This window comes from Allobosea vaviloviae (assembly GCF_001298265.1).
Taxonomy (GTDB): Bacteria; Pseudomonadota; Alphaproteobacteria; order Rhizobiales; family Beijerinckiaceae; genus Allobosea; species Allobosea vaviloviae_B.
On sequence record NZ_LGSZ01000050.1, the window covers coordinates 74893 to 91192 of the forward strand.

General features: G+C 67.3%; 11 protein-coding genes. 4 read left to right on the forward strand and 7 right to left on the reverse strand.

Features of this window, described 5'->3' with window-relative positions; genetic code table 11:
* Window positions 1–8 precede the first annotated feature (8 nt).
* Window positions 9–3557, reverse strand: a complete 3549-nt coding sequence (gene mfd / locus AE618_RS18950; protein WP_054210643.1) for a transcription-repair coupling factor — start codon at window positions 3555–3557, stop codon at window positions 9–11.
* A gap of 177 nt (window positions 3558–3734) precedes the next feature.
* Complete coding sequence (locus tag AE618_RS18955) at window positions 3735–4031, reverse strand: succinate dehydrogenase assembly factor 2 (protein WP_054210644.1); 297 nt, start codon at window positions 4029–4031, stop codon at window positions 3735–3737.
* Between the two features lie 168 nt (window positions 4032–4199).
* Here AE618_RS18955 and recG point away from each other — a divergent pair, with 168 nt between their 5' ends.
* Entirely contained in the window at window positions 4200–6302 is a 2103-nt protein-coding gene (gene recG / locus AE618_RS18960) for an ATP-dependent DNA helicase RecG (protein WP_054210645.1), read from the forward strand.
* On the opposite strand, the gene AE618_RS18965 is transcribed toward recG, so the two are convergent.
* Complete coding sequence (locus tag AE618_RS18965) at window positions 6280–6999, reverse strand: DUF502 domain-containing protein (protein ID WP_054210646.1); 720 nt, start codon at window positions 6997–6999, stop codon at window positions 6280–6282. The genes recG and AE618_RS18965 overlap by 23 nt on opposite strands.
* Window positions 7000–7127: 128 nt before the next feature.
* Here AE618_RS18965 and AE618_RS18970 point away from each other — a divergent pair, with 128 nt between their 5' ends.
* The gene (locus AE618_RS18970; protein WP_248310944.1) at window positions 7128–7559 is read left to right on the forward strand and encodes a YbaN family protein; all 432 of its coding nucleotides are present in this window, start codon (window positions 7128–7130) and stop codon (window positions 7557–7559) included.
* A 28-nt stretch (window positions 7560–7587) separates the two neighbouring features.
* Here AE618_RS18970 and glmS read toward each other — a convergent pair whose 3' ends face one another.
* Entirely contained in the window at window positions 7588–9414 is a 1827-nt protein-coding gene (gene glmS, locus AE618_RS18975) for a glutamine--fructose-6-phosphate transaminase (isomerizing) (protein WP_054210647.1), read from the reverse strand.
* 114 nt (window positions 9415–9528) lie between these two features.
* A complete protein-coding gene (gene glmU, locus AE618_RS18980; protein ID WP_156330373.1) occupies window positions 9529–10893 on the reverse strand; it encodes a bifunctional UDP-N-acetylglucosamine diphosphorylase/glucosamine-1-phosphate N-acetyltransferase GlmU in 1365 nt (454 codons plus the stop codon).
* A 324-nt stretch (window positions 10894–11217) separates the two neighbouring features.
* On the opposite strand from glmU, the gene AE618_RS18985 reads away from it, so the two are divergent.
* Together AE618_RS18985 and mdoH are read left to right on the forward strand one after the other, a co-directional pair.
* Window positions 11218–12780, forward strand: a complete 1563-nt coding sequence (locus tag AE618_RS18985; protein ID WP_082365398.1) for a glucan biosynthesis protein — start codon at window positions 11218–11220, stop codon at window positions 12778–12780.
* Window positions 12768–14948, forward strand: coding sequence for a glucans biosynthesis glucosyltransferase MdoH (mdoH, locus tag AE618_RS18990; RefSeq protein ID WP_054210649.1), 2181 nt, complete (start codon window positions 12768–12770; stop codon window positions 14946–14948). Before AE618_RS18985 ends, mdoH begins: the two co-directional genes overlap by 13 nt.
* 13 nt (window positions 14949–14961) lie before the next feature.
* Here mdoH and AE618_RS18995 read toward each other — a convergent pair whose 3' ends face one another.
* On the reverse strand, window positions 14962–15366 hold the full coding sequence (locus AE618_RS18995) for a DUF350 domain-containing protein (RefSeq protein ID WP_054210650.1): 405 nt from the start codon (window positions 15364–15366) through the stop codon (window positions 14962–14964).
* A gap of 44 nt (window positions 15367–15410) precedes the next feature.
* On the reverse strand, window positions 15411–16295 hold the full coding sequence (locus AE618_RS19000; RefSeq protein WP_054210651.1) for a VOC family protein: 885 nt from the start codon (window positions 16293–16295) through the stop codon (window positions 15411–15413).
* Between the last annotated feature and the right edge of the window lie 5 nt (window positions 16296–16300).

Below are 16300 nucleotides of genomic sequence, written 5' to 3' on the forward strand. Positions count from 1 at the left end.
AGACATGATCAAGCCGCCTTCTTGCGCTCGGCGATCCGGGCCAGATCGGTCAGCAGACGACGGGTGCCTTTGAGCCGCTCTTCGGCTGTGTCGTAGTTGTCGATGAAGACGACGCGCATGTCCGGGCGGACCTTCGCCAGCGTGCCGATCTTGGCGACATAAGAGACGAGCCCCTCCGGATTGGCGAACTCGTTGTCGCGGAAGGCAACGATGATGCCCTTGGGGCCGGCCTCGACCTTCTCGACATTGGCGCGCTTGCAGAGCGCCTTGATCGCGACGATCTCCAGCAGCTGCTGGACCTCCTCGGGCAGAGGCCCGAAACGGTCGACCAGCTCGGCGCCGAAGGACTGGATGTCGCCGTCGTCGTCGAGCGTCGAGAGGCGCTTGTAGAGCGTCAGGCGCAGCGTCAGGTCTGTGACGTAGTGCTCGGGGATCATCACCGGCGCGCCGATCTGGATCGTCGGCGACCATTGCGCGTCGGTCTCGAAATCGACGCCCGATTTCAGCGCCGCGACCGCCTCCTCCAGCATCTGCTGGTACAGCTCGTAGCCGACCTCCTTGATATGGCCGGACTGCTCGTCGCCGAGCAGGTTGCCGGCGCCGCGGATGTCGAGGTCATGGCTGGCGAGCTGGAAGCCCGCGCCCAGCGTGTCCAGCGACTGCAGCACCTTCAGTCGGCGCTCGGCCTGGTCGGTCATCTTGCGCTTGGCCGAGACGGTGAACAGCGCATAGGCGCGTATCTTCGAGCGGCCGACCCGGCCGCGCAGCTGATAGAGCTGGGCCAGACCGAACATGTCGGCGCGGTGGACGATCAGCGTGTTGGCGTTGGGGATGTCGAGGCCCGATTCAACGATCGTCGTCGAGAGCAGCACGTCGTACTGGCCCTCATAGAAGGCCGTCATCACGTCCTCGAGCTGGCCTGCCGCCATCTGGCCGTGGGCGATGCCGACCTTGGCCTCGGGCACCTGCTTGTCGAGGAAATCCTTGACCTCGGCGATGTCCTCGATGCGCGGCACGACATAGAACGAGCGCCCGCCCCGATAGCGTTCGCGCAGCAAGGCCTCGCGGACGATCAGCGGATCGAAGGGCGTCACGAAGGTCCGAACCGCCAGGCGGTCGACCGGGGGCGTCGCGATGATCGAGAGCTCGCGCACCCCGGTCATGGCGAGCTGCAGCGTGCGCGGGATCGGCGTCGCCGTCAGCGTCAGCATATGCACCTCGGCGCGGAACTCCTTCAGCCGCTCCTTGTGGTTGACGCCGAAATGCTGCTCCTCGTCGACGATGACGAGGCCGAGATCCTTGAACTCGACGCCCTTGGCGAGCAGCGCATGGGTGCCGACGACGATATCCATCGTGCCGTCCTTGACGCCGGCCTTCACCGCCTTGAGGTCCTGCGCGCCGACGAAGCGCGAGGCCTGGCCGACATTCACCGGCAGGCCTTTGAAGCGCTCGGCGAAATTGCGATAATGCTGGCGCGCCAGGAGCGTCGTCGGCACCACCACCGCGACCTGCTTGCCGGCGAGTGCGCAGGTAAAGGCGGCGCGCAGCGCCACTTCGGTCTTGCCGAAGCCGACATCGCCGCAGACCAGCCGGTCCATCGGACGACCGGCTGCCATGTCGTCGAGCACGGCGTCGATCGTGGCCTGCTGGTCCTCGGTCTCCTCGAAGGGAAAACGCGCGCAGAACTCGTCATAGAGCCCCTCCTGCGGGATCAGGCGCGGCGCCTCCTTCAGGGCGCGGGCGGCCGCGATCGCGATCAGCTTGCCGGCCATCTCGCGAATGCGCTGCTTGAGCTTGGCCTTGCGGGCCTGCCAGCCGCCGCCGCCGAGCCGGTCGAGCGCGACCTCGGTATCCTCCGAGCCGTAGCGCGAGAGCAATTCGATGTTCTCGACCGGCAGGAACAGCTTCGAATCGGCGGCGTAGTGGATTTCGAGGCAGTCATGCGGCGCGCCGACCGCCGTGATCGAGCGCAGCCCGATGAAGCGGCCGATGCCGTGATCGACATGGACGACCAGATCGCCCGGCGAGAGCGAGGACAGCTCGGCGATAAAATCCTGCGGCCGACGCGTCTTCTTGCGCGGGCGGACAAGCCGGTCGCCGAGGATGTCCTGCTCGCCGATGACGGCGAGCTTGCCGGCCTCGAAACCGGTCTCGAAGCCCCAGACAGCAAGCGCCGTGGTGCCGGGCTTGAGATCGAAGGCGGCGCGCAGCGAGCCCGTCATCTGGACGGTCTTCAGGCCGTGGTCGGCCAGGACATGGGCGAGGCGTTCGCGCGAACCCTCCGACCAGGCGGAGAGGATGACGCGGCGGCCGTCCTTCTCCAGCGCCTTCACATGGGCGACGGCGGCATCAAAGACGCTGCCGGCATTGTCGGCGCGCTCGGCCGCGAAGTTGCGGCCCTGGCGGGCGCCCAGATCGACGATGAGCTTGCCGTCACTGTCGGGCAGCTGGAACGGCGTCAGCGCGGCGACGCCGGACCGGTCGATGATCGCGCGCCAATCGGCCGGCGACAGATAGAGCGCGTCGGGCTTGAGCGGCTTGTAGGGCGCTCCGCCCGCGCTCGGCTGGTCCATCGCCGCCTTGCGAGCGTCGTAATAGTCCTTGATCAGGCTGATGCGCTCGCCGACCGCATCCTCGGCCTGGTGATCGAGGATCAAGGGCACGTCCGGCAGATAGGTGAACAGCGTGTCGAGCTTCTCCGCCAGCAGCGGCAGCCAGTGTTCGAGGCCGGCCGGCCTGCGGCCTTCGCTGACCGCCTCGTAGAGCGTGTCGTCGCGGCCCGGCGTGCCGAAGGTCGTGATGTAGCTCTGGCGAAAGCGCTTGATGCTCTCGCTGGTCATCTGTGCCTCGGACATCGGCACGAGGTCCAGGCCGCGCATCTGCCCGGTGGTGCGCTGCGTCTCGGGATCGAAGGTGCGGATCGATTCCAACGTGTCGCCGAAGAAATCGAGCCGGATCGGCGCCGGCATGCCCGGCGGGTAGAGATCGACGATGCCGCCGCGCACCGCGAACTCGCCGGTCTCGCGCACGGTCGAGGTGCGCAGGTAACCGTTCATGTCGAGCCAGCGGGCGAGCTGCTCGGTGTCGACCATGTTGCCCGGCGCGGCCGAGAAGCTTTCCGAGGCGATCTTGGAGAAGGCGGGAACGCGCTGCAGCGCGGCGTTGACGGTGGTCAGCAGCAAGCGCGGCTTGTCGCCGGACTTGGTCTTGGTCAGCCGCGACAGCGTCGTCATGCGATGCGCGACGATCGAGGGCGCCGGCGAGACCCGGTCATAGGGTTGGCAATCCCAGGCCGGGAAGGACATCACCTCGAGATCGGGCGCGATGAACTGCAGCGCGTTCTCGAGCACCTGCAGCCGCTGGCCGTCGCGCGCGACGAAGACCAGCATCGCCGGCCCTTCGGCTTTCTTGGCCCGGGCCCGCGTCAGATCGGCGAGGACGACGGCGTCGAAACCGTCGGGCACGCTGGCGAGCGTCGGCTTGTCGCCGCGTCTGAGCGCATCGAGAATGCGGTCGCTCTGCAGCTTGGCGATCTGGGCGGGAGGCGGAATGCTCATGGGATGGGCAATTTCAATCTATAGACTTCACGAATTCCATCGATGTCATCCCGGGCGCAGCGAAGCGAAGACCCGGGATCCATTCCGGAACGCCCGGCGGAGAAGTTCCGGAATGGATCCCGGATCGGCGCGGCTTCGCCGCTTGTCCGGGATGACGGCGCGGGTGTTGCCAGCCGCTCACACGTGGATCGGCCGCTCGTGATGATGGAACGCCTTGAGCCGGCGGAACACCTCGGTGTCGTAGTTCTCCGGCACGTCGGCCTCGCCGGTGATCCAGCTCAGGAGGTCGCGATCCAGCACCTCGATCAGCCCCTCGAAGGCGTCGAGCTCGGATTCGCTGAGCGTGCCGATATGGGCGTCGGCGAAACCGCCCATGATCAGGTCGTTCTCGCGCATGCCGCGATGCCAGGCGCGGAACAGGATCTTGCGCCGGCGCGGGTCGAGATCGGCGCTGGTTCTCGTCGAGCCACTCATGGGACACCTCGGTCGGATCGGACAAACCACGGGATGGTGCAATGACAATCGGGCCGGCCCCTTCGCGGAGCCTGCCGTCGCGGGCTATATAGCGTTGACACGCCGCGAAGTCAGCGGGGCTGAGCCCCGAGATTTCGCACTCCTGACAATCCTGTGCCGAGAAGCCGCTTGCGCCCGTCCCTGCTCGATCCGCTCTTTGCCCCCGCGACCACGCTGCCGGGCGTCGGCCCCAAGACGGCCAAGGCGCTCGACAAGCTCTTGGGCGACGAGACGCGCGGCGCCCGCGTCGTCGACCTGCTGTTTCGGCTGCCGACCGGTGCGATCGACCGCCGGCCCAGCGCCTCGATCGTCGACGCGCCGATCGGTGGCATCGCCACCTTCGCCGCCCGCGTCACCGAGCACCGGCCCCCGCCCGAGACGAAGGCCAAGGCGCCCTATCGCATCATCGTCGAGGACGAGACCGGCGACGTCACGCTCGTGTTCTTCCATGCCGATGTGCGCCATCTGCTGCAGACCATGCCGATCGGGGCCTATCGCATCATCTCCGGCAAGCTCGAGCTCTGGGACGGCATGCGCCAGATGGTGCATCCCGACCGCCTGCTCGACCCCAGGCTCGCCGCGACGCTGCCGTCCATCGAGCCGGTCTATGGGCTGACCGAGGGAGTCGGCCCGCGCGTGATGGCGCGGATCGCGGCAGCGGCAGCGGAAAAATGCCCCGACCTCGCCGAATGGCAGGATCCCGGCTTCCACGCCAAAAGCGATTTCCCGCCGTTCCTCGCGGCGATGCAGGCGCTGCACCACCCGCCCGATCTGAGAGCGATCGAGGGCGATACGGTAGTCCGCCGCCGCGTTGCCTATGACGAGTTGCTGGCGAGCCAGATCGCGCTCGCGCTGGTGCGCCGCCAGCAGAAGAAGAGCGCCGGCCGCGCCACCGCCGGAGACGGCAGGCTGCGCCACGCCATCGAGAGCGCTCTGCCCTTCACCCTGACTGATGGCCAGCGCCAGGCCCTCGTCGACATCCATGACGACATGGAAAAGCCCGAGCGCATGCTGCGGCTGCTCCAGGGCGATGTCGGCTCCGGCAAGACGGTGGTCGCGTTGATGGCGATGGCCGCCGCCGCCGAGGCCGGGCGGCAATCGGTGCTGATGGCCCCGACCGAGATCCTGGCCCGCCAGCATGCCGAGCGCCTGGCTCCGCTCGCCCAGAAGGCCGGGCTCAAGCTCGCTCTCCTGACCGGCCGCGAGAAGGGACCGGGCCGGGCGCGGGTGCTGGAAGGGCTCGCCAGTGGCGAAATCGCGATCGCCGTCGGGACCCATGCGCTGTTCCAGGAGGGCGTCGCCTTCCGCGACCTCGCGCTCGCCATCGTCGATGAGCAGCATCGTTTTGGCGTGCATCAGCGTCTGCTGCTCGGCTCCAAGGGCGAGGCTGTCGATATTCTCGTGATGACAGCGACGCCGATCCCACGCACGCTCTCGCTGACCTGGTTCGGCGACATGGACATCTCGGTGCTGGCCGAGAAGCCGGCGGGCCGCAAGCCGATAGCGACCAAGGCCTTGTCGCTCGACCGCTATGACGAGGTCGTCGGCGGCATCGGCCGCGCGGTCGAGGCCGGCGCCCAAGTCTATTGGGTCTGTCCTTTGGTGCAGGAGTCCGACACGCTCGACGTCGCCGCCACGCAGGAGCGCCATGACGCCCTGCGCGAGATCTTCGGCCCAAAAGTCGGCCTGCTACACGGCCAGATGCCCGGCCGCGACAAGGATGCAGCGATGGCCGCCTTCGTCGCTGGAGAAACCCGCATCCTGGTCTCGACGACGGTGATCGAGGTCGGTGTCGACGTGCCCAATGCCAGCGTCATGGTGATCGAGCACGCCGAGCGCTTCGGGCTCGCCCAGCTCCACCAGCTGCGCGGGCGCATCGGCCGCGGTTCGGCCGCCTCGACCTGCCTGCTGCTCTACAAGGGCCCGCTCGGCCCGGTCGCCGAGGCTAGGCTGACCATCATGCGCGAGACCGAGGACGGCTTCCGCATCGCCGAGGAGGATCTGCGGCTGCGCGGCGAAGGCGAGGTTCTCGGCACGAAACAGTCCGGCTCGCCCGACTGGCGCATCGCCCGGCCGGAAACCGATGGCGACCTGCTGGCGGCAGCGCGCGACGATGCCCGCCTGCTGATCGAGCGCGACCCACAATTGGAGACGCCGCGCGGCCAGGCGGTCCGGACGCTGCTCTATCTGTTCGAGCGCGACGTCGCGATCAGGCTGTTGCGGGCGGGGTAGAGGGAACGGGCGCGAGCTTCGGCGCGACCTGGCCCGGCTGGATCAGCCCTGCCGACATGATCAGCTTGGCGCCGTCCTCCACCGAGATCGTCAATTCCACCACCTCGCGCCGCGGCAGGTAAAAGAAGAAGCCCGTGGTCGGATTGGGCGTGCAGGGCAGGAAGACGCCGATCTGCTCGTCGCCATCGGGCAGTTTCCCCGCGATCTCGGGGGCGGCCTCCTGCGCGATGAAGACGATCGACCACATGCCGGGCTGCGGGAACTGCACCATACCGACCTTGCGGAACGACGTGCCCGATTGCGAGAAGATCGTCTCGAAGACCTGCTTCACGCCCTTGTAGAGCCCGCGCACCACCGGCATGCGGTTGAGGATCGCCTCGCCGGCATCGATCATCGTGCGGCCGACGAGATTGGCGGTCATGAAACCCAGCAGCGTCAGCCCGATCAGGCCGATGACGAGCCCGAAGCCGGGGACCGGATAGGGCAGATAGGCGTCGGGCCAGTACGCGCTCGGGATCAGCGGCTTGACCAGCCCGTCGACGAAATTCACGAACCACCACGTCACTGAAGCCGTGATCGCCAGCGGCGCGGCGATCACCAGCCCGGTGAAGAAATAGCGCCGCAGCCTCGTGCCGAATGTCGGACGCAGAAGATCCGGCTGGATGACGAGGCGCGGGTCGGGTGGGCTCGGCGTCATTCAAGGAGGTCCGATATGGTTGGCGGCTGGCAGGCGTTCTAAGAGCATGATGCGACAGACGTGCCAGTCGCTGCCCGGGAATTCAAGGACGCGGCAACCGTGACAGCCTTGCGGCGTTTGCGAAACGGATGCCTGCTTCCGGCGGGCGCGGCGCTGAACACGAATCGAAGGCAATCGGGGCGATGATACGCAGCGTCAGACAGTTTCGCCGCCCGCTGCTGTTCGCGGCCGGCTGGATCTTTACTGCGCTTGGCGTCGTCGGGCTGATTTTGCCGCTGATGCCGGGAACAGTGTTCCTGATCCTGGCGGCGTGGTGCTTCTCGCGATCCTCGCCGCGTTTCGAGGCGTGGCTGATCGGTCATCCAAGGCTGGGACCGCAGGTGCTGCGCTGGCGCCAGTCCGGGTCGATCGCCCGCAGGGTCAAGTACATCGCCTGCGGCTCGATGCTGCTGAGTTTCGCGATCCTCACCCAGACCAGCGCGCCACCGATCGCGTTGTGGACCAGCGCGGCTTGCTTGCTGGCGGCGGGCTTCTATGTGGCGAGTCGGCCGGAAGGGTGATCCGGGATGAGGGCGAGCGCCGCGGCGCTCACTCCACCGTGACGGACTTCGCCAAATTGCGCGGCTGGTCGACGTCCTTGCCCATGAACACCGCCGTCTGATAGGCGATCATCTGGATCGGCAGCGCATAGACGATGGCTGCGAAGGTCGGGTCCATGTCGGGCATGATGATCGTGGCCTCCGGCTCGATGCCGCATTCGGCCGCGCCCTTGGCGTCGGTGATCAGGATGATCCGTCCACCACGTGCCGCGACCTCCTGCATGTTGGAGGCGGTCTTCTCGAACAGCGCATCATGCGGCGCGACCACGATGACCGGCATCGCCTCGTCGATCAGCGCGATCGGGCCGTGCTTGAGCTCGCCCGCCGGATAGCCTTCTGCGTGGATGTAGCTGATTTCCTTGAGCTTCAGCGCACCTTCCAGAGCCAGCGGGAAGGAGGTCCCACGGCCAAGATAGAGCACGTCGCGCGCCTTGGAGAGTTCGCGGGCGAGCTTCTCGATCGCGGGCTCCAGTTCGAGCGCCTTGGCGATCAGGCCGGGCAGCGCGATCAGGCTCTGGACATGGCGAGCCTCTTCCTGCGCCGACAGCGTGCCCCGGGCACGGCCTGCGGCCAGCGCCAGGCAGGCGAGAGCGGTGAGCTGGCAGGTGAAGGCCTTCGTCGAGGCCACGCCGATCTCGGGGCCGGCCAGCGTCGGCGCCACCGCGTCGCTTTCGCGCGCGATCGTCGAGGTCGGCACGTTGACGACGGAGAGGATCGTCTGCTTCTCCTGCTTCGCATAGCGCAGGCAGGCCAGTGTGTCGGCGGTTTCGCCGGATTGCGAGACGAACAGCGCCAACCCGTTCTCGGGCATCGGCGCTTCGCGATAGCGCAACTCGGAGGCGACATCGATCTCGACGGGCAGCCGGGCGAGCCTCTCGAACCAATACTTTGCCGTCAGCCCGGCATAATAGGCCGTGCCGCAGGCCGAGACGGACAGACGTGAGAGCGCCTTCCAGTCGATCGTGCCCTTGAACGGCAGGCGCACCCGGCCGGCGGCCATGTCGAGATACTGCGTCAGCGTATGGCCGACGACCTCGGGCTGCTCATAGATCTCCTTGGCCATGAAGTGGCGGTGGTTGCCCTTCTCGACCAGGAAAGCGCCCGCGGCGACACGCTGCGCCCGGCGCTGCACGACGGTGTTGGCCTTGTCGTAGAAGGTCGCGCCCTTGCGGTTGAGGACGACCCAGTCGCCCTCCTCGAGATAGGCGATGAGGTTGGTGAAGGGGGCGAGCGCCAGCGCATCCGAGCCGAGATACATCTCGCCATCGCCGACACCGACCGCCAGCGGCGAGCCTTTGCGCGCGCCGATCAGCAGATCTTCCTGCCCCTCGAACAGGAAGGCGAGCGCGAACGCGCCGCGCAGGCGCGGCAGACTGGCGGCGACGGCCTCGACCGGCGTCTTGCCGTGATCGAGCTCGCGGGTGACGAGATGGGCGACGATTTCCGTGTCGGTCTCGGTCGCGAAGACATAGCCGTCGGCCTGAAGCTCAGCGCGGAGCTCGCGGAAATTCTCGATGATGCCGTTATGGACGACGGCGAGCTTGGCCGTGGCATGGGGATGGGCGTTGGTCTCGTTCGGTTTGCCATGCGTCGCCCAGCGGGTGTGGCCGATGCCGATCAACCCTTCGAGCGGCTCGTTGGAGAGGCGGACTTCGAGATTCTTGAGCTTGCCCTCGGCGCGGCGGCGGGTCAGCAGGCCATGTTCAAGGGTCGCGACGCCTGCCGAATCATAGCCGCGATATTCGAGCCGCCTGAGCGCCTCGATGACCTGCGTGGCAACCGCTTCCTTGCCCAGAATCCCGACGATGCCGCACATGCCAAAACCTCTTCAGACGTTGCCGTTGGCACTCCGCATAGCGGCCCGGCCAACGCACGCAAAATCAATCTAAATGTCGAACTATGAACGGCGGCTTGCTCGGATCGGCCCGGTTCAGGGCTTTTTCGCCGCAGCCTTGCGCGCCAGGGAGACCTCGCGAAAGCTCTTCGCCCACCCCTCGCGCGTGACCTGGCGGCCACGGCCGACCGCCAGCGCATCCGGCGCGACGTCGTCGGTCACCACTGAACCGGAGCCGACGAAGGCGCCGGCGCCGATCGTGACCGGGGCGACCAGCGAGGAGTTCGAGCCGACGAAGGCGCCGGCGCCGATGGTCGTGCGATACTTGAAGAAGCCGTCATAATTGCAGGTGATCGTTCCCGCTCCGATATTGGCGCCCTCGCCCACCGTGGCGTCCCCGACATAGGTCAGATGGCTGATCTTGGCGCCGGCGCCGATCTCGGACGACTTGATCTCGACGAAATTGCCGATCTTGGCCTTCTCGCCGAGCTTGGCGCCCGGGCGCAGCCGGCCATAGGGCCCGACCGTGGCGGCGGGGCCGACCTCGGCACCTTCCAGATGCGAGAAGGCATGGATCACAGCGCCATCGGCGACGCTGACGCCGGGGCCGAACACGACATGCGGCTCGATCAGCACATCGCGGCCGATCTGCGTGTCATGACTGAAGAAGACGGTATCGGGCGCCGTCAGCGTCGCCCCCTCGGCCATGACGGCGAGTCGCTTGCGGCGCTGGAACTCCGCTTCGGCGACCGCGAGCTGGATCCGGTCGTTGACGCCCTGCACCTCGCTTTCCGGGGCCATCAAAGCGCGCGTGCGCAGGCGGCGCGAGCGCGCCACCGCGACCGCGTCGGTGAGATAGAACTCGGACTGGGCGTTGGCGTTGCCGATCGCCTCCAGCAGGGGCAGCGCCTGCTTGCCGTCGAGCGCCATCAGCCCGGCGTTGCAGAGCGTGGTCGCGCGCTGGTCCGGCGTGGCATCCTTGTGCTCGACGATCGCCTCCAGCGCGCCGTCGCGGATGATGAACCGGCCATAGCCCGTTGGATCGCGGGCCTCGAAGCCGAGCGCGACGACGGCCGCGCCGTCCGCCAGCGCGGCGCGCAATGCGCTGAAGGTCTCCGGCCGGACCAGCGGCGTATCGGCGAAGGCGACGATGACGTCGTCATAGCCGGCGGCCAGCGCCTCCCTCGCGGCGAGCGCTGCATGGGCGGTGCCGCGGCGCTGCGCCTGGATCGCGATCTGCACGGCCGGCCGAGCGGCTTGTGCCTCGAGAGCGACCTCCGGACGATCCGGGCCGGTCACCACGACGACGGCATCCGCCCCCGCCTCGGAAAGCGAAGCCAGCGCATGGCCGAGCAGGGAGCGGCCGCCGATCTCGTGCAGCACCTTGGGCCTCGCCGACTTCATGCGCGTGCCCTCGCCCGCAGCCAGGAGAATCGCGAGGCAGGACCGGCCGGACTGCATTTCGGTCATGATTCTGGTCTCCTTAGCGGGCGAAGGCCCGGCCGCATCGTTCCGGAACAGGAACTTGTGCGGTCGGGAACACTTGCGGTCGGTAAACCATGCGCTCGATCTGGCGCATGGTGGCGTTGCAGGCGCCGTGGATAGCCGATCCCGTCGGCATTTGCCAAAGTCGCCATCGTCGCTGGGCTTTGCCTGGCCGGCGATCATAAGAGCGGAGAGACGAGCGATCGGCTACGAATTCCCGGGCGAACCGCTTTTCAGATGCGGGAGAAATGCTCTAGAAGCGCGTGAGGGCGGGGGCGTCGCCCGCGCATGTTGGATATAATGTCGAAACCCTTGAATCGTCGGCAGTTTCTCGAAAGTTCCGGCGCAGCTGCGGCCACCTCGCTGCTCGCTGCGAGCGTCGCCCACTCCCAGACGCAATCCGCCGCGGCCGCGATCACGCAGTCCTTTCTCTTCGAGGGTCAGCGGTTCGACCCCTCGCTCGTGGTCGATGCGGCGCGCATCATCGCGCAGCGTCCGCTCGTGCCACTCGTGGCGACCGATCTGCCCGATGGCTATGCCACCTTGCCCTTCGATCAGTATTCGGGAATCAGGGCGCAGCCCAGCGGCCTGATCTGGGCCGGCGAGAATCGCGGTTTCACGGTCGAGCCGCTGCACCGCGGCTACGTCTTCTCGAATCCGGTCAGCCTCTTCACGGTCGAGGACGACACGGTGCGGCGCGTCGGCTTCGACCGCAGCAAGTTCGACTATGGGCGCGTGACGCCGCCGCCGGCCAATGTCGACCTGCAGTTCTCGGGCATGCGCATCGCGACCGGGTTGGAGCGGCCCTTCGAGGTCGCGATGTTCCAGGGCGCGACCTTTTTCCGCTCGTTGGCGCGGGGCCAGAATTTCGGCGCGCTCTCGCGCGCCCTGATCCTGCGGCCCGGCGAGACGCGCGGCGAGGAAATCCCGTTCTTCCGCGCCTTCTGGATTGAGCGGCCGAGCCCGGCGTCGGGCCTGCTCGTGATTCACGCCCTGCTCGATTCCGAAAGCCTCACCGGCGCCGTGCGGATGACGCTTCGACCGGGCGACGTGACGCTGATCGACGTCGAGATGACCCTCTTCGCGCGCCAGCCGCTCGAGCATGTCGGCTTCGGCTGCACGATGGGCACCTTCCTCTCCGGCCCTCAGAGCCGGCGCAGCTTCGACGACGTGAGGCCAGCGGTGCACGAAATTTCCGGCGTGCAGATGCGTTCGGGCACCGGCGAGTGGATCTACCGCCCGGTCAGCAATCCGGCGATGCTGCAGGTCTCGTCCTTCATCGACAGCAACCCGAAGGGCTTCGGGCTGGTCCAGCGCGAGCGCGACCCGGCCGCCTTCATGGATGACGACCAGCGCTTCGAGCTGCGTCCGAGCGTCTGGATGGAGCCGCTGGGCGAGTGGGGCGCCGGATCGGTGCAGCTGATCGAGATTCCCAGCGAGTCCGACATCAACGACAACATCATCATGTACTGGCGGCCGCGCCAGGCCTTGGCGGCGGGCAGCGAAACGGTGATCGCCTATCGGCAGGCCTGGTGCTGGCAGCCGCCCGAGCGGCCGCCCCTCGCGCTTGCGACCCGCGTTCGCCAGGGGCGTGGCTCTCAGGGCCGCCGTCGCCGTTTCATCGTCGATTTCACCGGCGACAGACTGGCCGATGCCGGCCTCGTTGCCTCCACCCGCGCCAACATCTCCACCCAGCCCGGCCAGATCCACAATCTACGGCTCTGGCCCTTCCCCGAGCGCAAGCTGATGCGGGTCGGCTTCGAGGTCGACCCCGGCGCGGACAATCTCTGCGAGCTCAGGCTCGTGCTGCAATCCGGCGGTCAGCCGGTTTCGGAAACCTGGTTGAATCGATGGACGTGGTAACCGCGACCCGCCCTGGCGAGGCCGCAGACGAGACGCAACCCTATGACGCAAGCCAGGATCCGGCGACGCCGCCCGAAAGCCGGCTCGTCATGCCGGTCCAGTCGTTTCGCCGCTGGAAAGCGTCCGACCGCAGGACGCCGATCGCGCCGCGCGACTGGAAGACGCCCTGGCTGAAGCGGCTTTTCGTCTTCGGCGGCGGCTTGGCGCTGACCGCCTATGGCGCCTGGGAAATGTACCATGTCGTGTCGGTCAGCCGCACGACGTCGCTGCAGTACGCCCTGCTCGTGCTGTTCACGGTCAATTTCTCGTGGATCGCGCTCGCCTTCACCAGCGCCGTGCTCGGCTTCTTCGGGCTTCTGTTCAACAAGGGTCCGTCGGGGCGCGTCGAGAGCCTGACGCACCGCACCGTCGTGGTCATGCCGATCTACAACGAATCGACGGCGCGCACCTTCGCCGCTCTTTGCGCGATCCGCGAATCGGTCGAGGCGACCGGGCTCGGCAGCCATTTCGACTATTTCATCGTCTCGGACACGACGAACCCCGATGTCTGGGTCGCCGAGGAGCGGGCCTTCCTCGCACTGCGCCAGCGGCTTGGGCCCGATGCCCGGGTGTATTACCGCCATCGGCCGAAGAACCATCACCGCAAGGCCGGCAACATCGCCGATTTCGTGACGCGCTGGGGCGGGCATTACGAGCATATGGTCGTGCTCGACGCTGACAGCCTCATGACCGGCACCTGCATCGTGCGCCTTGCGGCGGCGATGGAGGCAGACCCCGATGCCGGCATCATCCAGTCGCTGCCGCTGATCATCAACCGCAACACCTTCTTCGCGCGGCTTCAGCAATTCGCGGCGCGCGTCTACGGCCCCGTCATCGCGACGGGTCTGGCGATGTGGTCCGGCCGCGACGGCAATTACTGGGGCCACAACGCCATTATCCGGACGAAGGCCTTCGCCGACCATTGCGGGCTGCCCGACCTCAAGGGCAAGCCGCCTTTCGGCGGCCATGTGCTCTCGCATGACTTCGTCGAGGCGGCGTTGATCCGTCGCGCCGGTTGGTCGGTCTACATGCTGCCGGACCTGGCCGGCTCCTATGAGGAGAGCCCGCCCTCGCTGATCGACGTTTCGGTCCGTGATCGCCGCTGGTGCCAGGGCAATCTCCAGCACTCGCGCATCATCGGCGCCAAGGGCTTCGTTTTGCCGACGCGGCAGCATTTCGCCACCGGCATCATGGGCTATCTCGCCTCGCCGTTCTGGCTGATGCAGCTCGTGGTCGGCATCCTGATCGTGCTCCAGGTCAGCTATGCCAGGCCGGAATACTTCACGCAGGAGTTCACGCTCTTCCCGATCTGGCCGCGCTTCGACCCCGAGCGCGCCTTGAACCTGTTCGCGCTGACCATGGCGATCCTGCTGGCGCCGAAGCTGTTCGGCCTGCTGCTGACGCTGTTCAACGGCAAGCTGCGCCGGGCCGGCGGCGGTGCGATCCGCCTGGTGATCTCGGCGCTGATCGAGGTGCTGTTCTCGGCCTTCTTCGCGCCGATCATGATGCTGATCCAGTCGGGCTCGGTCTTCCAGATCCTGCTCGGGCGCGATACCGGCTGGAACCCGCAGCGCCGCGACGACGGCTCGATTCCGCTGAAGGACATCATCCGTCGGCACCGCACCCATACGGTGCTCGGCGTCGTCACCGGCATCTCGGCCTTCCTGATCGCGACCTCGCTGTTCGCCTGGATGTCGCCCACCATCGTCGGCCTCGTGCTGGCGATCCCGCTGTCCTGGGCGTCGGGCCAGCTCGCGATCGGGCTCTGGCTCAAGCGGCACAAGCTTCTGGTGACGCCGGAGGAAGGCGATCCGCCGGCGGTCGCCCTGCGCGCCAATGCCTTGCAAGCGGAGTTCGACGCGGCCGGCTTCGACGAAGCCGACGGCCTGAGGGCGCTGCATGCCGATCCCGCGCTACGCGAGGCACATGAGGCGATGCTGCCGGAGAGTGCGCCGCGCCGCCGTGGCGAGATCGAGCCCGACCGCGCCGTGGCCCAGGCCAAGCTGGTCGATGCCGAGACGATCGACGATGCGGCGATCTGGCTGAAGCCGAAGGAGCGCATGGTGGTGCTGCACGACCGGGCGCTGGTGGCGCTGCTGGCCTCGCTGCCGCAGACGCGCGGAGCCTGACGCAGCCGGTCGCTCAGAAGCTCATCGCGGCGGCATTGATCACGCCGGCCGCCAGCGATGCCGCGCCGAGAAAGAGCGCCGCGGCGAGTTCGCCGGCGGCGATGCGCGCCGACAGGTTGGGCAGCACGATCCGCACCAGCATGTAGACGATCAACTGCACGACGATCGCGACGACGCCCCAGACCAGGAGATCGGCGATGGTGGTGGAGTGCACCACCGCGCTCGACAACGGCAGCGCGAAGCCGGTCAGGCTCAGGCCGAGCGACAGCGCCGCCGCGATGTTGTTCTGGCGGATCAGTCCGAACTCGTTATGCGAGGTCGCGACCGTGTAGACCAGCAGGTAGACGCCGACGAGACACAGCGACACCGAGAAGAACAGGGCAAAATCCGGAAGTTTCAGCAGCGCCTGCGCGATCATCGTGGTTTTCCGAATCCCTTGTTCCGTCCCGCCGATCCTGACCCTCAGGCCTGCTCGAAGGCAATGACGCAGCCGAGCGCCGCCTGTGCAGGAACGACGATCCGCTCCTCGCCGTGAGCGAAGGGCACGTCGGCCGCTTCGAGCCGCTTGGCCACCGCATCGAGATCGGGCACGGCGACGCAGAAGCCGAGGAAGCGGGCGGGCGTCGTATCGGGTTCGACATGATAGATCGCCTGGGCAGCGTCGGGATCGAGCACGTCGATGCGTCCGCGCGGCAGGTCCAGCACCAAATCGGCATTGCCCTCCAGCACCTCCGGGAAGCCGGCAAAGGCGCTCAGGAACTCGCGATGGGCGGCCGGGCTGTCGGTGACGATGATCGCCGAGGTCAATGCGCTCGCGCCATTGGGATGCTGCTGGAAGGCCGGGTTCCAGAAGTTCTGCGGCTCATGCTGTTGGCAGACGAAGAAACCGCATTCCGGCGCCAGCGGATCGGCCGCGAAGGCCAGCGAGAAGGCGACACGCACCTCGCTGCCATCGGGACGCCGGGCCTGACGCTCGAAGAAGAACGGCTCGTAATCGCCGATGCCGGCCGCCTTGAACGCGATCGCATCGGCCTTGGCGTCAGTGCTTTCCAGGACGAGCATCGACAGCCCCTCGCCCCGCGCCAGCGCGTCCTGCATGAAGCTGCCGAAGGAGAACACCCGCGCAGCCGGCGGTGCAATGGCTGCCGCATCGCCGATCGTCAGGAGCTCGAGGAAGGAGCCGGCAAACTGAACGATCCGGTTTTCCGTGCCCCAGGGATGGCGGTTGCGGGCGCCGACGGTGAAGCCCAGCGATTCGTAAAAGGCGCCGGCCGCATCGAGATCGCGGACTCCGATGACGAGATGGTCGAGGCCGCGGGGTGCGGAGGCGATGGTCGTATCGGGCATGGGCT

Excerpts from the sequence above, each read along its gene's own strand:
- mfd (WP_054210643.1), bottom strand. The coding sequence starts at position 3,557 with ATGAGCATTCCGCCTCCCGCCCAGATCGCCAAGCTGCAGAGCGACCGC.
- AE618_RS18955 (WP_054210644.1), bottom strand. The coding sequence starts at position 4,031 with ATGAGTGGCTCGACGAGAACCAGCGCCGATCTCGACCCGCGCCGGCGC.
- AE618_RS18965 (WP_054210646.1), bottom strand. The coding sequence starts at position 6,999 with ATGACGCCGAGCCCACCCGACCCGCGCCTCGTCATCCAGCCGGATCTT.
- AE618_RS18970 (WP_248310944.1), top strand. The coding sequence starts at position 7,128 with ATGCCTGCTTCCGGCGGGCGCGGCGCTGAACACGAATCGAAGGCAATC.
- glmS (WP_054210647.1), bottom strand. The coding sequence starts at position 9,414 with ATGTGCGGCATCGTCGGGATTCTGGGCAAGGAAGCGGTTGCCACGCAG.
- glmU (WP_156330373.1), bottom strand. The coding sequence starts at position 10,893 with ATGCAGTCCGGCCGGTCCTGCCTCGCGATTCTCCTGGCTGCGGGCGAG.
- AE618_RS18985 (WP_082365398.1), top strand. The coding sequence starts at position 11,218 with ATGTCGAAACCCTTGAATCGTCGGCAGTTTCTCGAAAGTTCCGGCGCA.
- mdoH (WP_054210649.1), top strand. The coding sequence starts at position 12,768 with ATGGACGTGGTAACCGCGACCCGCCCTGGCGAGGCCGCAGACGAGACG.
- AE618_RS18995 (WP_054210650.1), bottom strand. The coding sequence starts at position 15,366 with ATGATCGCGCAGGCGCTGCTGAAACTTCCGGATTTTGCCCTGTTCTTC.
- AE618_RS19000 (WP_054210651.1), bottom strand. The coding sequence starts at position 16,295 with ATGCCCGATACGACCATCGCCTCCGCACCCCGCGGCCTCGACCATCTC.